Here is a 17,705-nt window from a genome sequence, read left to right as displayed (position 1 = left end):
ATGTAACTGCTTCGAGGGAGTACCGCGATGGCCCGTCCAGAGGTCACCGGCAAGAAGACCGGTAACAGCACAAAACCCAACAGCAACTTGCAATCGCCGGCCCGCCTTGCGCTGAGCATTCCGGAATTCTGCAAAGCACACGGGCTTTCCCAAAGCATGTTCTTCAAGATGAAAAGGCAGAACAAGGGCCTGACGCCGCGCGAGATGAAATGCGGCACGCGAATTCTGATTACGTTTGAAGCAGCCGCCGAATGGCGTGCCGAGCGCGAGGCCGCAACCGCATCTGCCGAGGTGAAGCCGTCTGCGCGTCGTGCTGAAGGAGTCACCACCTAGCAAAATCGGTCGCGCAGCAGGCACTGCGCGACGACCAGCGGCATCAATCATGGGTCATAAGATAGGGCCCCGCCACGCCCGCTGATTGGTCCATAGTGCCCGCCGCGCAGCCTCACCAAAACAGAGGTTCGCGCTCATGCTATCCGACCAAAGTTTCCATCGTCTCATCGGCCTCGCCTACGCGAGATCCCAACGGCCGCACGAAGTAATGGCCTCCTTCTGCCGGTGTTCGCTGACCATGTCAGGCGCCGGCTGCATGCGCCGCCCACGCCGTCGCGCGCGCCGTGCTCGGCAACGTCATTGCTCTGGTTGGGTCGGTCGCTCCAAAGATCCCGGCGACGGACGGCTTAGATCATCCATTGGTAGCGTGCGGAGGGCTTCACCATGAGGAATCCCAACGACAACGCGCCCCCGCATATTGACATCACCATCCAGCCGGACATTGCCCAGCGCTATAGCGACTTGTTCGATGCGTTCTTCGGATGTCTGCAGCTTAGCGCCAGCGATCGGCCGCTTAAAGACGCCGCCTGTGCGCTGATCGAACTGGGCGTGCCGCCTCAGATGACGATCACCGCAACGCATTTGTCCGGACGCCGTCAGGTGATGACGGCCACGCTCGCTTCCGCCGCTGAAGGATTCGACATCGGTTTCGATGTTGAGGACGTCAGCAATGTCATTCCATTTCGACGACCAGTGCGGCCAACCGCCGGATCGTCCGGGGGAGATGTCGCATGATCGATCTTAACACCGCTCCGGACCAGCGCGACTTATCCCCAGCGGAAAAGGAATTGTGTTTTCGCCTGGAGCAGGACTTCAAAGGCGAGTGCACAGAGCCAAAGCCGAAGGTCACGATCGATCTCAACGGAGCGCGCCCTCAGAACACATCTCGCCGTCAAAGGATCGATGTCGAGGATATCCGTGAGCGGCTCAACGCAGTTGCTGACGATTTTGTCAGGTGGTTTTTTCCCAGCGCGGTGTTCAGAAATGGCGAGGCCCGCATCGGCAGCGTGCTCGGCGAGCCGGGAACGTCACTCTCGATCGAGCTGGCCGGGCCTCGCGTCGGCAAGTGGAATGACCACTCGACCGGCGTAGGCGGCAACGATCTGATCGGGCTCTTCTGCGCCTACAGGGGTTTCACCAGCAAGGAATTCCCGCTGGCCCTGGTCGAGATCGCGCACGATTTCCTCGGTGATCCGATCATGATCGTCAGGCCTACCTCTCGATCGACGCCGCAGGAACAGATTGCGACCACTATGAAGACGTTTGCCGACCAGCGCCAACACGCGGTCGAGCTTGGTGCTCCGGTGAGGAGCTTCACCTATCTCAGTATTGATCGCACCATCATCGCCCAAGCGTGTCGATACGAACCTAATGGGACGCGCGCGGGGAAAACCTTCAGGACGTATAGTTTCGAAATGATTGACGGCATTCGGCGCTGGAAGGGCAAGATGCCAGACCCGCGTCCGTTGTATCGGTTGCCGGAGATTGCGCAGGCCGACACCATCATCTTGGCCGAAGGTGAAGCCAAGGCGGAGGCATTGGCCGGTCTGGGCTTTGCAGCGACCTCGGTCATGGGTGGGGCCAATGCGGTCGCGAAGACCGATTGGACTCCGCTTAAAGGCAAGACGGTTATCATCTGGCCGGACAACGACAAGCCCGGACAGGACTTCGCACGCCATGTCACCGCGGTGCTGCTGTCGTTCGGCTGCAAAGTGTCAATCGTGCAGATCCCGGCCGGCATGGCGGAAAGCTGGGACGTGGTCGACTGTGTTGCAGAAGGCGGCGACGCCGCCACACTCATTGCCGATGCGGTTGAGGTGGATAGTTCGCCCGCGCGGGACAATGGGCCGGCGGCGGACGACCCGAAGCCCGACGACCCCAAGCCAGAAAACCCGACGCCACCACCACCGGCGGGCATCCCGCTCGACTATTACGACAATTTTGGCAAGGCCATCGCCAAGAGCTGGATCTTCAAGGGGGTGTTGGCGATCGGCGAGACGTCCAGCTTTGTAGGCCCGCCCGGCAGCGGCAAGTCAGCGCTGCTTGCCAGTGCCGCCATGCATGCCGCTATCGGCGCGGACTGGCGCGGCTATCGCGCCAAGCAACGAGTTGGCGTGGTCTATTTCGCGCTGGAGCGAGGTCAACTGGCGAAGCGGCGCATGATGGCGATGGCGGGACCTTCTGGCTTGCCCATCGCGGTCGCCAGCCAAGTTATCGATATGATCCACCCCGGCTGTGTGCAGATCATCGTCGACACCATCCGAACTGCGGAAGCGCATTTCGGCCAATCGGTTGGCCTGATCATCATCGACACCTTCAACAAGGGCCTTGCGGCGGGCGGCGGCGACGAGAACAAAGCGATGGATCAGAATATCGCGGCGGCAAATCTGCGTCGCGTACATGAACAGGTGGCAGTGCACATCAGCCTGGTTGGTCACACCGGCAAAGACGAAAGTCGCGGCGCCCGCGGCTCCAACGCCCACCTCGGCGACGTCGACTTGATGGTTCAGATTTCCGTCGAAGAAAACATCCGGACCGCCATCATCACTATGATCAACGATGGCGCTGGGGGTGTACTAACCCGGTTCAAGCTGACGACAATCACGCTCGGGAAGGACGAAGACGGCGATGACATCACGACGGCGATTCTCGCGGACGATTTGCTTGATGCTGGCAAAGCGGCCAGCCGGGCGAAACTAACCAAAGCGCAGCGTAAGGCCATGGAAATGCTGGAGCGCGTCATCGTAGACGTCGGCCGGCCAGCACCGGCCTCTAGCGAATTTCCCCACGGAGTCAGGGTGGTGAGGGTCGAGCAATGGCGCGAGGCTTGTATCAAGGGGGGCCTGTCACCGGGCGGAACCGACGAAAGCGCAAAAAAAGCCTTCCGCCGTGCCATGGGCGATCTCGATGCCATGCACCGCATTGGCATATGGAATGGATTGGTCTGGATCGCTTACGAGTGAATTAGGTTACCGCCGGACAATCGGACAAATGCGGACATGTCCGGACATTGTCCGAAGGCCCTTTCCGGACAGACACGGACACACCCCTATAGGGGTGTCCGTTGTCCGGAGGCCCGATCTAAAGGCGGGAGCGCGTGGATTGGGTGGGGTTGGACGTCCGCCCGGAGCGGCGTAAGCTGGACTGATCGGTCTAGTGACTCTAAAAACTACGCTGGCACGCCATGCCGACCGCAAGCGACGAACTAAGACGCAAGCGGATAGCCAATCTCCGGCCGCGACCTCGCGTCAAAGGCCAGGCAAATCGGATCACACGCGATCTGCGTCAGGCCATCATCGCCGCTGCGGAAGCCCACGGCAGCGATGGCGCCGGAGCGGATGGTTTAACTGGTTATCTTTTTTACCTCGCCGACAGACACCCCAAGGCGTTTACCGCACTGTTGGCAAAGATGATCCCGTTGCAATTGTCTGGAGCCGTTCAAAGCGTCGTCGGACAAGTGACTGTCATTAGCGTTCCAGCGGGTCATTCCCTTAGCAATGACGTTACGCGGGCTGATAGCTGAGAGATATCAACGCCGCACTCGCTCTGTGTTCTCCAAAGTGTCGCGAACCGCTGTCACGACAGTCGATTCTCAGCACTCAGTTACCGGCCTTGGGGGGGACCGTCTCCGCATCCGCTCCTCTCACAGTGCAGGGCGTCCTGCTCATCCGACAGTTTCTCCCAGGCAATTGTTGCAGTACAGCGCGCGTATCACGCCCATCGTGCACCGAGTTCGCTTGATCTCGCCACAGCCGTGATAATATTCGCGCGGTTAAGGTGGTTCGCGACGGACGCGACGTTGCCCGACCACCGGGCCCGGCCTCATCACCACACGGCGGAGGACAATGATGGCGATGCGCAAGCAAGTTCCGCAACGCGGTTCGTTCGTCATTGCCAACGGCGGGCCTGCCGAGATCCATGACAAGCGCGACGGAATCTTCAAAGGCATGCGGTTGACCTCAACGCCGAACGTCAGACCAAATATTCCGCTCACGGAACGTTTCCCGTTGATGGTCGACCAGATCAAAGCCGCCGGGCCGCTCGGCGGACCTGCCTTCGAACGCGAGAGCGCCGCGATTCTGGAGCTGACACGGCGGCTGCAGGCTGTCCGCGAGCAGCTCCAGGCGACACGGAAACGGAAATAGTGATGCGTGGGTTCGAGCTGAAGCAACGCCTCGCAGAGCTTGCCAAGCGGCACAACGTTGCGACGAGCGAGCGACCGGCGATGGCTCTGCTCTCGCGCGTCACCGTTCCGCAGATCATCGAAGGCATCGCTGCGACGCCGGATGTCGATAGCGAACGGATGAGCTTCGCGCGCAGCTCGCTGAGTTGGCCCGCTCTCGACCAGCTGCCGCTCCTGGTGCGGCACAATCCCAACAAGTCGGCCGGCAAGATTCTCGGTCTCACCTACAGCTCCGATGGCCGGCTCTTGGTCAAGGCGCAGGTCGACGACCAGGAAGCCCGCTGCATGCCGGCATTCTCGATCGCGGCGACCGTGTCTGAGGCTGAGATCGTCAACGAAGGCAGTTTCGCATTTTACACGCTCATCCACCGCGCCGTCGTCACCGAGATTTCTTTGACGCCGCAGCCCGCGAACGCTGCCGCCATCGTCACCAGCCGTCGCGATGTCACGACGCTCGACCTCACGCACGATACTGCCGTCGCGGCCATCACCCGGCTGCGCAAGCATCTCGACGCTTACGCTGCCGGTGCGCTCCAGGCCACGCCGGCACCCGCGCCGCGTCCGTCGATCGGCATCGCGCCGGCCTACATTCACGGCAGGCTGCCGGCAGCGGTCCTGAAGCCCCGCCGCAGCGAATTCTCGCGCCTTGTCGCACGTCTGCCGACCGGAGACGGACCATGAGCCCCGCCGACATCGGCCGCATTCAAGCCCGCGCCGCGCTCTATCTTAGCGACGAGGTCGCGGCGGTCGCCGGCATGTCGCTCGACCAATTAAAGCAATTCTCGCTCGGGCGCCAGTTCACCGCGACTGATCAACAGCTCGCGGCGCTGGCGCGCCGCATGGGCCTCAAGCTCCAGGGAGCACCGCAATGACCATGTTCAGCCGCAAGCCCGTCGCCAGCCCCGAGATCACCGGCACGCAAGCGCTCAGGCAGCACCTGCGAGCCCGCACCAGCGGCACGAGCGCGACATCGTTCGCTCGCATTGCCGCCGAGATCAACGACGCGATCAACGAGGCCGCCAGCAAAGCCTCCGCCAACGAAACCGCGCTGCGAATGGCGCCTGCTGATGCCAGCGAGATCACCATCCGCTCGATCGCAACCTCGCTGCTCGCCACGCTTACAGTCACCGGCACCGCCGTCACCGGAACGAAGTTGGAGGATTTCAGCAACGACCGCTGCGATCTGTCCGCTGAGGTAAAGAACGGACTCGCGCTCTACCTCCACGGCGGCCACGCCATGTTCAACGCCGAGACCGACCGGCTAGAATCCGCATATCGGCACGAACCAAAATCGATGGGCATTTCACCAAAGGCTTACGTCAATCCAGATCCGACGATCGCCGCGGCGCAGGATGCCTGCAGGGCCGCAATAATCGCCGCCCGCGGTCCGGCTCTGCGCCAGTCGCCAGTGCCGCCGATGGTGCCATCGATGGTCGCCAGCACCAAGCCGCGGCCGGGGTGGTTGTGACTACCCTGCAGGGCGGAGAGCTTGTCTCGAAGATTGATCCGCGGCGATTAAAGGAAACCGCTCATCTCCCGGACCGTCGCTACGACTTCGCCGGCGCTGTATGGCTTGGAGATAAACCGACTGCCCGTGGGCAAGTCGTCTTTATTGACCTTCGCCTTTCCAGACGTCGCAATGATCGCGATAGGCGGCCAGCGGCCCCTAACGGCATCAGCGAGTTTGAGGCCATCCATCGAACCGGGCATGTGTATGTCGGTAAAGACAATCGTGATGTCGGCTCGGCGTTCGAGAATGGCGATGGCTTCATCGGCACTTGCAGCTTCGACAACTTCAACCCCGGCGGACTTGAGCATATCGACCGCGTCCATGCGGATCAGAAGCTCGTCCTCTACAATGAGGACAACGGGCCGCGCATTATCTGATTTCACTGAATAAATGTCTCCATGACAGGATACGCGGGCCTATCTAGGATGGTTCCTCGCATACCTCCCTTATTCGAAAACAGATAGACATTGACGACCGTGAAGTGCACGGTAGCGGATTAGGCAGTAAAATCAGAGATATCCTTGAAAGCTGACCTGCACAGGGCCGAAGAATCTCGTCTTGGCGCCCTTCGGCGCTATGCCATCCTCGACACCCCGCGAGAGGCCGATTTCGACGAGGTCGTGAAGGTCGCGTCCGCCGTCTGCGGTACACCGATTTCCGTGATCAACCTGATCGACCAGGGCCGCCAATGGTTCAAGGCGGAGGTCGGACTGGGCGTCCGCGAAACGCCGCTCGACAGCTCGATTTGCGCACATGCGATCCTGCAACCCGGCCTATTTGTCGTACCTGACACCACGCTGGACCGCCGTTTCGCCGATAACCCGTTGGTTACGGGCGACCCGCATCTGCGTTTTTATGCTGGCGCACTCCTTGAGACGCCCGAAGGCTTCCCACTCGGAACCGTCTGCGTGCTCGACTACAAGCCGCGTGAGCTTGACGAGACCCAGAAGGCCTTTTTGCGATTGATGGCCAATCAGGTGATGAAGCTGCTCGAACTTCGCCGGATCAACGCTGCCGAACATCTCGCAAGAGTCGAAGCCGAGGACCTGGTCAGGGAAAAAGAGACGTTGATGCGCGAAGGCGATCATCGACTCATGAACTCATTGCAACTCGTTCAGTCGATCCTCGCGCTTCAAAGCCGCAGCGCACCGAGCGACGAAGCGAGGGCTCAACTCGATATGGCCAGCAATCGCGTGCTCGCCATTGCGACCGTTCACAAGCAGCTGCATCTGACAGGCAGTCAGGAAGAGATCGAGATCGATACTTTCCTGCGCAGGCTCTGCGAAAGCCTCAAACACACCGCGCCCGCTCAGATTACCGCGGTTGATGTTGACGCGGAGAATGCCCGACTTCGGTCGGATGTCGCGAGTGGATTAGGTCTTCTGGTGGCGGAATTGGCCACGAATAGTTTCAAGTATGCATATGCGCCGGGTGAACGTGGGTCGGTTGACATAAGCTTCAGAACAAGCGCGGGAGGATGGATTTTGAAAGTGTCCGATCAGGGACGAGGATTACCCGCGGGATTCGACATCAATCAGAGTAAGGGCTTCGGCATGCAAGTTGTGAAAGCATTCGTGCAACGGCTAAATGCAACAATGACCGTATCGTCGCGCCCAGGACATACCGCATTCGAAATTGTCCGCGCGGCCAATTGATATTGGCGGCGGCTTCTAGCCCATCTCGGACCTCGCGACTGACACTGGTGATGTCCGCTCGCGCTGCTTACCAGAACTCGGAATGTTAGGGCCACGCGTGACCAATCGCGGGCTACGCTCGATCTAAATCCACGAGATATGCGAGGACCAAGTCTTCTGTCTGAGCTTTGAAAGCGGCGTCTCGATAGATGACAATCTCCGCTTCGCCAGCTCTGCGAACCGTCAACTTCGCCGTCGACGAGCAAAGTGGCACGCCGTTCGATGTCATGGTGGTCAGGTCTTCACGAACCCAGTCCTCTTTGCATAACTCGAAAGCTTCTGAGAAATTCTTTGCTTCGAAGGCGAACGCAGCTTTGCCGTCGACGTCCATGACGAATACGGAGCCAGAGAAAACGGTCATTGACACTCGCTTTCATCGGCATCGGACAGCCGTGGGCCAAACTTAGAACCTGATACTAAGAGGACGCGAACCGTCCAATCAGCGGCGCGTTCACTGCGGGCCTGAGCTTGCCTAACCGGAACATCTTTATACTCAGTTAGTTAACTAGCATCATCGACCGAGGCTCTGCCTGTGGGCGTCGATGCCCGAGAGACCAATTGCGCTCCCGCCTGCCTAGGACGGAGCGCTATATATGACCTCTGAACAGCTCAAAGTCATTCAGCTTTTGCAAGCGCTAGAACATTCCCTGCAAGATGAGATCGGCAAGGCAATCTGCGAAGGTGGCGATGCCACTGCTCCTGCGCGGAGACTGGAAACGGTTGCGCGTCTGCTCGCCCGACTTGAAGAGGAAGAGTAAGATTCTCTGTGGGTCGGCGCACCGGGGCCATCCATTGTTCAGATGGAGCCGATCGGATCAGGGGGACTACTCGGCGGTGGAAGCCCGTATTCCGCTGCTCGTTTGGCCGCAAGCTTTCGGTAGGCTTGTGCCTGGGTCAACAATTGGTCTTTAAAACCTGTCTCGGCCTCGTCCAATGCCAACTGTTCTAGCTGAAGCGCTCGTTCAAGGTATTCAGTTAACAATTTCACGAAGCGATCTTTTTGATTTGGTTTTTAAGCTGACGCAGCGAGGCCGGGGCCGGTCGATTTGCGGCAGCGAGCCAATCGTCCATTTGGGCTGCCGCTTCAGCTTGCTGGCCGCGCTTGATCAGATTCTCGCGCTCCGTACTCAGCGGCAATTGTTCGGCCGATTCCCGGCACCTGGCTGCCTCTTCGAGAAGCCGATCCTTGAATGACTTCCCGTGAACTATCGGGGTGCGACGTTCAGACATGCTTGACCTCGCTTCTGAGTGCGTAGACTGCACTCTATTAGCAACGCAATAAGGGAACTTGTGTTCCGAAGAGCGGAACTGATAGGGTATCAAGCGTGCGTGCGGCCCTGGATTTGTGCAGCATCCCAGGGCCGGGAGAAGTGCTCAGCTGGGGTGGTTGCGTTATGGCGTCTGTGCTTCTGATCGAGGATGAAGCGCTCATACGCATGATGCTGGCGGACATGCTGGCCGAGCTGGGCCATAGCGTTGCTGGTGAAGCGAGCGACTTGCAGAGTGGGCTGTTGCTCGCTTCTGCGCCCGGCGTTGATGCCGCCATTCTCGACATACAGCTTGGCGACCACAGTTCTGTCCCCATCGCAGTAGCGCTGCAAGGCAAAGGCGTTCCGTTTGCCTTTGCGAGCGGATATGGGGCGGACGGCGTGCCTCAAGGCTTTGAGGATTATCAGGTTCTTCAAAAGCCGTTCAAAATTGAGGAACTTCAACGCTGCTTAGCGATTTTGCTGCGCTAACACACGCCGGTAGTTTGCTGCATCACGCGCGCTAGATCTTCTTCAGAGAACGGCTTCCTAAGCAACGGAAAGCCATCCCGCCTTCGCTCGCGGCCCGATAGCTGAAGAACTTTCAGCGTCGGACGAATGCGCGTCGCTCGCTCGGCCAGTTCATGACCATCCATGCCGGGCATATTGATGTCGGTGATCAAGATCGAAATGTTCTTCTGGCGCGACAGCTTTTCCAGAGCTTCATCGCCGCTATGTGCGCACACGACGTGACAACCAAGATCTTCGAGCATGCACGCGAGCACGTCGAGCACGGCGGCATCGTCATCGACTACAAGAACTGTATGGGTCATGCAAACCGCCTTCGCGAGTTAACATATGCTAATGGCTTAGGTTCCGGCCTAAGAAGCGGTGTTAGCCGACGACTCCGAAGCTGCACTTTCCTCCAGTTTCCAATTGCAACTTTTTCCCGTCATCATTGTTGGACATGCGGCGGAAATTCCGAGTTCAACCTGGAGGCGTCTGCGATGAAATGGTTTCTTGTCGGCCTTGTCGCATGTGTGGGTACGCTAGCTCAGGCAACCTCTGCCTCGGCAATCCCGGCTGCCACGCCGGACGCACTGGGCGCGTCTCAATCCGTTCCTATTGAAGTTAAGGGCGGCCACGGACATGGCGGTGGCCACGGGTGGGGTCATCACGGCGGGCGTGGTCATCACTACGGTTGGGGCAGAGGCCGAGGCCATCATTACGGCTGGCGGCACCGCCGCTGGTAAGCGTTACGAATTCCGCTCGGCGTCGGCGACCGGCGTTGAAGCACGGTCAAGTATTACTTTGTTAACCATCAGGCGCCACCTTGCGACATGGACAGCATTGAAGAATCGCCTGGAGCTAAGCCCGCTTGGACGCAGCACGAATTAGCTCGACTACTCCTGCTGGCCAGAGAACGGTCCACCGCAGCTGAGGCGGCCCAGGTGCTCGGGCGCCGCGTTAGCTCGGTGCGTCGGCAAGCTCGCGAACAGGGCCTGCTGCTTTACAAGAGGTAAGTCGGGCAGAGGATTTCCCCAAGATGGAAGATCATCGGGATGTCTCAGCAATCCAGCGGAAGCTGGCGCACTGTCGCCAACTCATGAAAGAGTTTCCGGACGGGCCAACCGCGAAGCACATCCGAGAGCTGGAGGACGAGCTTAGAGCTGAGTTGGCAGCCGAGCTACGCACCCTTACGCGGCAGTAGCGGACGAACAGCCGTATTGACTCATCGTTCTCTATTTGTTCTATCTCTGGGAGAAATCCCAGGTTGGCCCATGCCCACACTCGAATATCTCCGCTCGGAAATAGAGCGCATGCGCTCGCAGGTCAGCCGCCAGCGCAAGGAAATCCTCCAGCTTCAACGGGCGGGGTTATCGACCGCCTCGGCTGAGACCCTGCTTCAGCGTATGCTGAGCAAGGTTGACGACCTGTGCGCTGAGCGGGACCGGCAGGTGCGGGCTGCAAAGGAAAGCCCGACCTATGCGTCCGGCAAGCCGATAAGAGGCACTCCGGCAAGCCGAAGGATGTGATGGATAACCTTCGGCGGTTTCCGGCGCCGTGGGTGATGGTGGAGGAGGAGCAATGTTTCCGCGTGAAGGACGCAAACGGCTTCTCCGTCTGCTCCGTGCCCCACCGCGAAGACCTTCACCGGCGCCCGTACCAATATGCCGAGCAATTCCTTACCCGAGACGAGGCGAGAAGGATTGCAAAGGCAATCTCCCGGTTGCCGGAGCTTTTGAAGAGGCCTCAGTACTGAGAGCGTTCCTCCTGAAGAACGCTGTATCACACCGCGTTCGCTAACCGTTCGGCGGCCGTTCTCGTTGACGTTGAAAATACAACCTGGAATCTCAATTGCGGTTGTATGTTAAAACGCCTGGGAACGGCGCATGAGCCTCGCGGTTGGAGAGTCCTAAGTAAGGTAAGTAGACTGCCCCGCCGTCGGCTCCCCCCACCGACGGCGGGCTTTTTGTGAGTGTTGCGTTAGTGGCAAAGCGTACCCGAGCACCGGCCAAGAAGCCGCGAGCTTCCATGCCGGGCTTTATCGGCCCCCAGCTTGCGACCCTGAAGATGAAAGCTCCTTCGGGGGCCCAGTGGATTCACGAAGTCAAATACGACGGCTACCGCATCCAGCTCCACATCGACGGCGACGACCGTAAGGCCTTCACCAGGAACGGCCATAACTGGATCGACAGGTTCTCGGTCATTGCCGGCGCCTTCGACCTCGAAGGCCAAGCCATTGTTGATGGTGAGGTGGTCGTCATCCACGAAGAACGCACCAACTTCTCCGAACTCCAGGCGGACCTCGGCAGAGGCGACCAGGACCGCCTCGTTTTCTTCGCTTTCGATCTCCTATGGCTGGACGGTAAGGACCTTCGCAAGATGGCTCAGCTTGCCCGCAAGGAGCTGCTGAAGCAGCTGATCGATGAGAACGGGCTAGAAGCACCGATCTTCTACAGTGAGCACCATGAGGGCGACGGACAGGCGCTGTTCGAGGCGGCGAGCAAGTTGAACTACGAGGGCATCGTCTCTAAGCGGGTTGATGCGCCTTACCGGTCGGACCGGGTTGAGGCTTGGCAGAAGATCAAGACAGTGCAGCGCGAAAAATTCCCCGTCGTTGGTTTCGTCAAGGACCCGTCCGGCGTCGCCGCGCTCTATCTCGGCAAGCAGGACGGGAAAGAGCTGCGGTACATGGGCAAGGTCGGCACGGGCTGGAGCCGGACGAAGTCGGCGGAGATTCGCAAGGCTCTCGATACCGTCGTCAGCCCGAAGCAGAAGCTCACCAAGCCCGTTAGGAAACCAAAGGCGACCTGGGTCGAGCCAAAGTTCTACGCCGACATCGAATACCGGGACATCACCTCCGAAGGCCTGCTCCGGGCCAGCTCATTCAAGGGGCTTAGCAAAGGAACGCGGCGTTCCTGACGGCGTTTTCTCCACCAGTGAGTGGAGTACCGGCATGCCGGATCGCGTAACCCGAGCGGTAAAAGAAGCCCAGGCCATCCTGGCTCGCTATGTCGAGCCGGGGCCGAGGGACGCCGAAAACACGATCAATGACCTGCTGGCCGTTCTCGATGATGAGCCGCTTGTACAGGCGATGGAGGAGGAAGATGAGCGACAGTCTCACCAAACGGGACCAACGCGACCGTAGCAAGATCAACATGCACGAAGACTTCGAGGTCAAGTATTGGACCAAGGCGCTTGGTGTCTCTAGGGACGAGCTGCAGAAGGCCGTCGACAAAGTAGGCAATTCGGCCGCCGCCGTTCGCAAACAATTGGCGGTGTAACCGAGGCGCGCGGTATGCTTGCGATCTTTGGAGCAAGGCCCGCGCGCTTTTTCATGCCATGACCCCCAACTGTCCCATCTGCATTCGCCGCTTGCGCGCGTCGCGAATAACGAAGCCGATGATTCAGGCAGGCCTTCTCAATCGTTTCACCTTGAACTCCAAGGACGAGTTGGCGTCAATTTTTGCCGTCCTTAAGTACGCGATCTAAGATGGATTGGACCAAAAACACTGACCCTTTTTCGGTCAGGTGCACCTGATCACTGGCAGTAATATCCTCGGAGGCATCGCCGACACGAGTGAGGCAGCCGTCTGCGTTGCACATCACGTCCCACGCGGAAATGAACTCAGCGCCAAGCGGTACCACCCTCTGACTTAATTCCGCACCGGAGTAGTCCGTTTCCGCGCGACTGGATCTTTCCGGGATCAGACGATGATGCAGCATGTAGTATCGCAAAAACTCGTTAGGCAGTCCTCGTTTCCACCATGGCACCGACCCTAGCACAATGACCCGCGCCTTAGTTTGTTTCGTCAGCGCTTTCACGGTCTCGGCTGCGGCATCGAGATATCTGTCCCAGGTGCCGTGCAGGAGCACGATATCTGGTTTGATTTCGTGAGCGAGCAACAGCACTTTGTCATTGATAGCGCGGCAGTTAGGTACGCCGGCCACGTCGATGTTGAGTATCGGACTGCATGAACTGGATGTGAACTGTGCAATCCCGAAGTCGTGGCTTTCCTGGGCCTTGCGTAGTCCGGGCATTAGCGCGCCGGCTGTCGAATCACCCCAGACCAAGATAAGCGGCCGTCGATCTCGATCAACACAGTTGTCAGAGAACGACATCCGTTGGCTGACATCGATCAGGCATTCATTGACGCGCCATTGCGCGGCCTGAGTTGGCACATTCGCCATCGCCCGAATATCCGCTGGCAACCGAAAAACAAATCCATGTTCTTGTGCAACGATGCCGCCGCCAGCCGCGATCAGTAGCATCGCGGCGCTTAGGGCGGCTATTTTGATCCGATTTGGATGACCAAACCGAAGCGGCATTTCGACAAATCGATAGGTGAGCCATGCCAGCACAAAACTCAGCCCTACAATCAGTCCACGCTCTAGCAGTGTGAGCGGAGCGAATTTGATGACGGCAAAAAATACCAATAACGGCCAGTGCCACAGATAGAGTGGGTAACTGATCAATCCGATCCAGATCATCGGGCGGCTGGCTAGAACAAGGCGGCAGCACCACGCCGCTGGCGCCGACAACAGCAACATGCTGCCGGCTACCGGTAACACGGCCCACCAGCCGGGAAAGGCGCTGTACGTGTCCAGCCTACAAACAGCAGCCGCAATAAGAGTGAGCCCCGCAACCGCGCGCACATTGCTGGCTCGGTGGGTCTGGCTAAAATAGCTCCATCCGCACGCAAGCGCAGCCCCGGTCAATAGCTCCCAAATCCGCGTAAATGGGAGATAGAACGTCGCGACGGGCTTTATCCCGATAAGCGCTACATTCAGCACGAAAGAAGCCAATGCAATCAGGCCGGCTGTGGCCAAGAGGCTTAGCCGGAGGCGGAAGGCTAGGACCATGATCAACGGCCAGAACAGGTAAAATTGTTCCTCGATGCCGAGAGACCAGAGATGTAACAGCGGCTTTCGCGCCGATTGAAAATCGAAATACCCCGATTGCAGAAGCAGCGAAATGTTTGCAAAAAAGGCAGCGCTGGCGAAAACGTCGCTCCCGAGTTGCGCATAGGCCGTCGGCAGCAGCCACAGCCAGCCTAGTATCAGGCTCACACCGAGCACGATGAGGAGAGCCGGGAAAATCCGCCTGACCCGGCGGTGGTAAAAGGTCAAGAGATTGAAGCGTTTTTGCTCCAGTTCACGCGCAATGATGCCAGTGATTAGAAAACCGGAGATGACGAAAAAGATATCGACGCCGATGAAGCCGCCCGGGATTACGTCCGGGAACGCGTGGAAGTACACGACCAGCATCACTGCGACAGCTCGTAGACCATCAATGTCCGGCCGATATCGTTCGGGAGACTGGGTCAAGTCAGGAAATCCAGGAGAGTTTCCGCGCGGACACTGCAAGTCTCGTCGGGTTGAGGTCGGCCATTCCAGACGACGCGGGCGATAGATCAGTCATGGTTGCCTACGGCGAGGATCTGCGCAAGCTGCCGCTGACCCTCTGCACAGACCAGCGTGCAGCGGCTGCGGCTTCGATCAGGGCGAGGTCGGTCCGACACCCACGCCTGCGATCAACGCGCCGAAGTCGCCCTCAATATTCGCATATTGCCTAATTGTATCACGGCCGACTATGCTCGTCCTAATTGCAGGGGACGGGCGAATCTATGGACAAGGCCGAATACGTTGAGCGTGCGCCGGTCTATTACGCCCTGGCGATAGCCGCTGTGCTTGAGCGGGCGCCTGGCCCGATGACCGAGTACAAGATTGCGTCGAATTACCCGAAAGAGGATGACGGCAATCCCGAACCTCAGGGTCTTCTGGGCAAAGGTCTATTGTGGTCGCGTGCTGTTTCGTGGCTGGAAGCGAAGGGAATGATTGCGGTCAAATATGACCGCTTTGGACCGCCGATCTATTTCAAATCCGAAGGCTTCAGCGAGAGGTTTGATGAGCTGGTTGCCGACGACGATCTGCCGTTCGCTGTCTACCATGCCGCCGGTAGGACGGATGACTGGCTCGTACCGGCGCTCTACGGAGTAGATAACGCCTACGAAAACCTTGGCATTAAGCCTGAGGATTTCGACAATCCGGACTCTGAATGGGAACCGCTCGAGATTGACCGCAGTGATCCCAGCGTAGAGAAGGCGATCAACTCGCTACAGGCCGTTATCGATGAGGTGCGCGCCGACAACGGATACAATGCCACACTTCCGCAAGAACGCGACTTCGTTCTCGAAGGCTTGCAAAACACACTGAACAAGTTCGAGTCGCCCTCGATTAGTGCTGGTTATGTACGGCAGGGCATAGAGCGGCTGCAAACATTGGCACGGCGCTTTTCCGGAACGGTCAAGGAAACAACCATCGCCGCGGCAAAAGCGGCATTGATGGAGTTCGGCAAGAAGCACTTCGCTCAAGCCCTCGAATACATTTTTCGTTGGATGATTTGAATGGATTGGCTTCAATTTATCGCCGCGGTGATCGGGCACCTGGCCTGGCCCACTGTCATTCTCATCATTATTATTTCGGTGAGGAAGCAGCTTGGATCTCTGGCCGAACGCATCCTTGAACTGAGCTTCGGCGGCGCGACCGTCAAGTTCGATAAATTACTGTCCAAGGGTGCTGAGCTGATTAAGGAAACGCCTGAGCAGCCACCGGGCGAATCAGACCCGATCCTTCCATTGCCGGCACCGCCTCCCGACATCAAGCCTGACAATCCGCTGGTTAATATTCTCCAGGCCTACCGCGTAACCGAACTTTTGATCGCCGAGTGTGCTGAGAAGCTGAAGGTGAAAACGCGAGACCCTAACACCGTCCTCAGGATGTTACTCAAGCGGGGCCTCATAACCCCGGAAGTATTGGAGCTTCATTCGACGCTGCGGCAAGCTCGGAATACGGCTGTGCATGGGGCGGTGTTCACGCTGTCGGACACCGAAACGAACGAATTTGTCAGGCAGGCCCTTTTCCTGAACTTCGCCCTGAAGCGAGCGTCAAAACAACTGGGGCCGAAAGAGTAAGTCTGCACTCCTCGGAATGGCTCCACTGCATCCCCTCCTGACTACGCGCCGTCTCTCAGCTTGATTTGCTCAAGTGCGCCCGGCGGAAGATTTGCAAACAGCTCACCGATGCGCTTCTGTGTCGCGATTCTCCGCTCGACGACCAAGTTAATGAGTTGAAGGAGAGCCAACGCAATGCCGGTGTCATCTTTTAGATCGATCTTGCCGGGATGAACTGCGTTGTTGCCGACAACGCGCACGACATCGAGAGCTTGCTGGATCTCAATTTCCAAACCCTTCAGCACCAGCGAGCCAATGTCATCATTGATGTTGTCACCCTTCTCGCCCAGCTCGACCATCAGTTTTTGGATGATCATCCGCGAGAGAGCTGCCGATCCGCGCGGCGACAATTGAACGATGCTGGCGGCTTCTAGAAAATCGTCCTTGATGAGCGCCGGGATGTCCGGATGCGGTTCGATCTGCACCGTGTGCGCCGGCCAAGCTATTGCCCCTTTGACCCAGATAGCGAACCCGTCACAACTGTGGCAGAGGCTCATTTCGACGTTGACCATCTCCCAATTGCAATCTTTGCCGTATTTGTGAGCTTGGTAAGTGACTTCGTTCTTATGGAAACGCTTCTTGAACGCGAGGAATCTGGTGCGGTCCTCTTGGTCCTCGCCCTGTTCAAGGTCGACCGAATCCACTTTCGCTCGGTCGTAAACGAAGGGCTTCTTGCCCCGTTCGAAACCTTTGACGTGAACTTCAAGCCAGTGCTGGTGAGCTAACGCCCCACAATGCGGGCATGAGAACGAGTTCAAACCCAGTTGCGGCGCAACCTCTTTAGCCACAGCAATGCCCCCCGTTCGCTGACCTCAGAATCAGGTGTCAGCCTCACCCTCGATCCACGGCGCTCTATAGTAATGCATATAATATTATAAGCCGACCCGTCATCGGATCGCGACACAAATGTAAACACAACGTCCGCACTGCATTGATATGTCTGTCGTTTTTGCCTCTAAACCTTCCCTGCGCAGTGGTTTTACGGCTTATGTCGCGCTCTCCCCGGGGAGCGATGCACTATTGCCCCCGTCGCCTTGCGGATGGCTGATACACGCGCCCCGGTCGGGCCGCAACATCACCGCAACGCTTGGCGCACAGACCCCGGGCGCCAGGACCACACGATTTTGCCGTACGCCGATCACACCGGTCGTGTGCGCGACACTTTCGCTCACGGTTGCCCGCCCTGCGAAGCCCTTCGCGCCGATGTGGCCTGCGTCCACC

The 17,705-nt window shown here is 58.5% G+C and carries 23 protein-coding genes; 17 read left to right on the top strand and 6 right to left on the bottom strand.

Features of this window, described 5'->3' with window-relative positions:
• The first annotated feature begins 27 nt into the window (after positions 1-27).
• From AC0L3P_RS00275 to AC0L3P_RS00240, 8 genes are all read left to right on the top strand, one after another.
• Positions 28-333: a hypothetical protein gene (locus AC0L3P_RS00275; protein ID WP_473300766.1), complete on the top strand. Its 306-nt coding sequence runs from the start codon at positions 28-30 to the stop codon at positions 331-333.
• 384 nt (positions 334-717) lie between these two features.
• Positions 718-1,068 carry a hypothetical protein gene (locus AC0L3P_RS00270; protein ID WP_473300765.1) on the top strand — a complete coding sequence of 117 codons (351 nt, stop codon included), beginning with the start codon at positions 718-720 and terminating at the stop codon, positions 1,066-1,068.
• The gene (locus AC0L3P_RS00265; RefSeq protein ID WP_473300764.1) at positions 1,065-3,296 is read left to right on the top strand and encodes an AAA family ATPase; all 2,232 of its coding nucleotides are present in this window, start codon (positions 1,065-1,067) and stop codon (positions 3,294-3,296) included. Before AC0L3P_RS00270 ends, AC0L3P_RS00265 begins: the two co-directional genes overlap by 4 nt.
• A gap of 221 nt (positions 3,297-3,517) precedes the next feature.
• Positions 3,518-3,856 (top strand): hypothetical protein, encoded by a 339-nt coding sequence (locus tag AC0L3P_RS00260; RefSeq protein ID WP_473300763.1) that lies wholly within the window; start codon positions 3,518-3,520, stop codon positions 3,854-3,856.
• A gap of 331 nt (positions 3,857-4,187) precedes the next feature.
• A complete protein-coding gene (locus tag AC0L3P_RS00255; RefSeq protein WP_473300762.1) occupies positions 4,188-4,478 on the top strand; it encodes a hypothetical protein in 291 nt (96 codons plus the stop codon).
• Positions 4,479-4,480: 2 nt separating this feature from the next.
• Positions 4,481-5,197, top strand: coding sequence for an HK97 family phage prohead protease (locus tag AC0L3P_RS00250; protein WP_473300761.1), 717 nt, complete (start codon positions 4,481-4,483; stop codon positions 5,195-5,197).
• Positions 5,194-5,388, top strand: a complete 195-nt coding sequence (locus tag AC0L3P_RS00245) for a hypothetical protein (RefSeq protein WP_473300760.1) — start codon at positions 5,194-5,196, stop codon at positions 5,386-5,388. Before AC0L3P_RS00250 ends, AC0L3P_RS00245 begins: the two co-directional genes overlap by 4 nt.
• The gene (locus AC0L3P_RS00240; protein WP_473300759.1) at positions 5,385-5,984 is read left to right on the top strand and encodes a hypothetical protein; all 600 of its coding nucleotides are present in this window, start codon (positions 5,385-5,387) and stop codon (positions 5,982-5,984) included. Before AC0L3P_RS00245 ends, AC0L3P_RS00240 begins: the two co-directional genes overlap by 4 nt.
• Before the next feature lie 47 nt (positions 5,985-6,031).
• Here the strand turns inward: AC0L3P_RS00240 and AC0L3P_RS00235 are convergent, their stop codons facing one another.
• Positions 6,032-6,409 (bottom strand): response regulator, encoded by a 378-nt coding sequence (locus AC0L3P_RS00235; RefSeq protein ID WP_473300758.1) that lies wholly within the window; start codon positions 6,407-6,409, stop codon positions 6,032-6,034.
• Positions 6,410-6,547: 138 nt separating this feature from the next.
• Here AC0L3P_RS00235 and AC0L3P_RS00230 point away from each other — a divergent pair, with 138 nt between their 5' ends.
• Complete coding sequence (locus tag AC0L3P_RS00230; protein ID WP_473300757.1) at positions 6,548-7,681, top strand: sensor histidine kinase; 1,134 nt, start codon at positions 6,548-6,550, stop codon at positions 7,679-7,681.
• A gap of 112 nt (positions 7,682-7,793) precedes the next feature.
• Here the strand turns inward: AC0L3P_RS00230 and AC0L3P_RS00225 are convergent, their stop codons facing one another.
• The gene (locus AC0L3P_RS00225) at positions 7,794-8,081 is read right to left on the bottom strand and encodes a hypothetical protein (RefSeq protein WP_473300756.1); all 288 of its coding nucleotides are present in this window, start codon (positions 8,079-8,081) and stop codon (positions 7,794-7,796) included.
• Positions 8,082-8,313: 232 nt separating this feature from the next.
• Between AC0L3P_RS00225 and AC0L3P_RS00220 the strand changes: the two genes are divergently transcribed.
• On the top strand, positions 8,314-8,478 hold the full coding sequence (locus AC0L3P_RS00220; protein ID WP_473300755.1) for a hypothetical protein: 165 nt from the start codon (positions 8,314-8,316) through the stop codon (positions 8,476-8,478).
• A 226-nt stretch (positions 8,479-8,704) separates the two neighbouring features.
• Here the strand turns inward: AC0L3P_RS00220 and AC0L3P_RS00215 are convergent, their stop codons facing one another.
• Entirely contained in the window at positions 8,705-8,950 is a 246-nt protein-coding gene (locus AC0L3P_RS00215) for a hypothetical protein (protein WP_473300754.1), read from the bottom strand.
• 164 nt (positions 8,951-9,114) lie between these two features.
• Here AC0L3P_RS00215 and AC0L3P_RS00210 point away from each other — a divergent pair, with 164 nt between their 5' ends.
• Complete coding sequence (locus AC0L3P_RS00210; RefSeq protein WP_473300753.1) at positions 9,115-9,459, top strand: response regulator; 345 nt, start codon at positions 9,115-9,117, stop codon at positions 9,457-9,459.
• Here the strand turns inward: AC0L3P_RS00210 and AC0L3P_RS00205 are convergent.
• Positions 9,456-9,800: a response regulator gene (locus tag AC0L3P_RS00205; RefSeq protein WP_473300752.1), complete on the bottom strand. Its 345-nt coding sequence runs from the start codon at positions 9,798-9,800 to the stop codon at positions 9,456-9,458. The genes AC0L3P_RS00210 and AC0L3P_RS00205 overlap by 4 nt on opposite strands.
• 316 nt (positions 9,801-10,116) lie before the next feature.
• Between AC0L3P_RS00205 and AC0L3P_RS00200 the strand changes: the two genes are divergently transcribed.
• The 4 genes from AC0L3P_RS00200 (at position 10,117) to AC0L3P_RS00185 (ending at position 12,755) form a co-directional block, all read left to right on the top strand.
• Positions 10,117-10,365 carry a hypothetical protein gene (locus AC0L3P_RS00200; protein WP_473300751.1) on the top strand — a complete coding sequence of 83 codons (249 nt, stop codon included), beginning with the start codon at positions 10,117-10,119 and terminating at the stop codon, positions 10,363-10,365.
• Positions 10,366-10,748: 383 nt separating this feature from the next.
• Positions 10,749-11,003 carry a hypothetical protein gene (locus AC0L3P_RS00195; RefSeq protein WP_473300750.1) on the top strand — a complete coding sequence of 85 codons (255 nt, stop codon included), beginning with the start codon at positions 10,749-10,751 and terminating at the stop codon, positions 11,001-11,003.
• A gap of 499 nt (positions 11,004-11,502) precedes the next feature.
• Entirely contained in the window at positions 11,503-12,393 is an 891-nt protein-coding gene (gene ligD / locus AC0L3P_RS00190) for a non-homologous end-joining DNA ligase (RefSeq protein WP_473300749.1), read from the top strand.
• Between the two features lie 185 nt (positions 12,394-12,578).
• Entirely contained in the window at positions 12,579-12,755 is a 177-nt protein-coding gene (locus AC0L3P_RS00185; protein WP_204512989.1) for a DUF3606 domain-containing protein, read from the top strand.
• Between the two features lie 175 nt (positions 12,756-12,930).
• Here the strand turns inward: AC0L3P_RS00185 and AC0L3P_RS00180 are convergent, their stop codons facing one another.
• Positions 12,931-14,799, bottom strand: a complete 1,869-nt coding sequence (locus AC0L3P_RS00180; RefSeq protein WP_473300748.1) for an acyltransferase family protein — start codon at positions 14,797-14,799, stop codon at positions 12,931-12,933.
• A 299-nt stretch (positions 14,800-15,098) separates the two neighbouring features.
• Here AC0L3P_RS00180 and AC0L3P_RS00175 point away from each other — a divergent pair, with 299 nt between their 5' ends.
• Complete coding sequence (locus AC0L3P_RS00175; RefSeq protein ID WP_473300747.1) at positions 15,099-15,878, top strand: hypothetical protein; 780 nt, start codon at positions 15,099-15,101, stop codon at positions 15,876-15,878.
• Positions 15,879-16,445: a hypothetical protein gene (locus AC0L3P_RS00170; protein WP_473300746.1), complete on the top strand. Its 567-nt coding sequence runs from the start codon at positions 15,879-15,881 to the stop codon at positions 16,443-16,445. It begins immediately after the preceding gene.
• A gap of 41 nt (positions 16,446-16,486) precedes the next feature.
• Here AC0L3P_RS00170 and AC0L3P_RS00165 read toward each other — a convergent pair whose 3' ends face one another.
• Positions 16,487-17,272: a DUF4145 domain-containing protein gene (locus AC0L3P_RS00165; protein ID WP_473300745.1), complete on the bottom strand. Its 786-nt coding sequence runs from the start codon at positions 17,270-17,272 to the stop codon at positions 16,487-16,489.
• Positions 17,273-17,705: the final 433 nt, after the last annotated feature.

The organism is Bradyrhizobium sp. WSM4874, assembly GCF_055811835.1.
The sequence above is the reverse complement of the archived record's forward strand: the minus strand, read 5'-3'. Positions and strand labels throughout refer to the sequence as shown.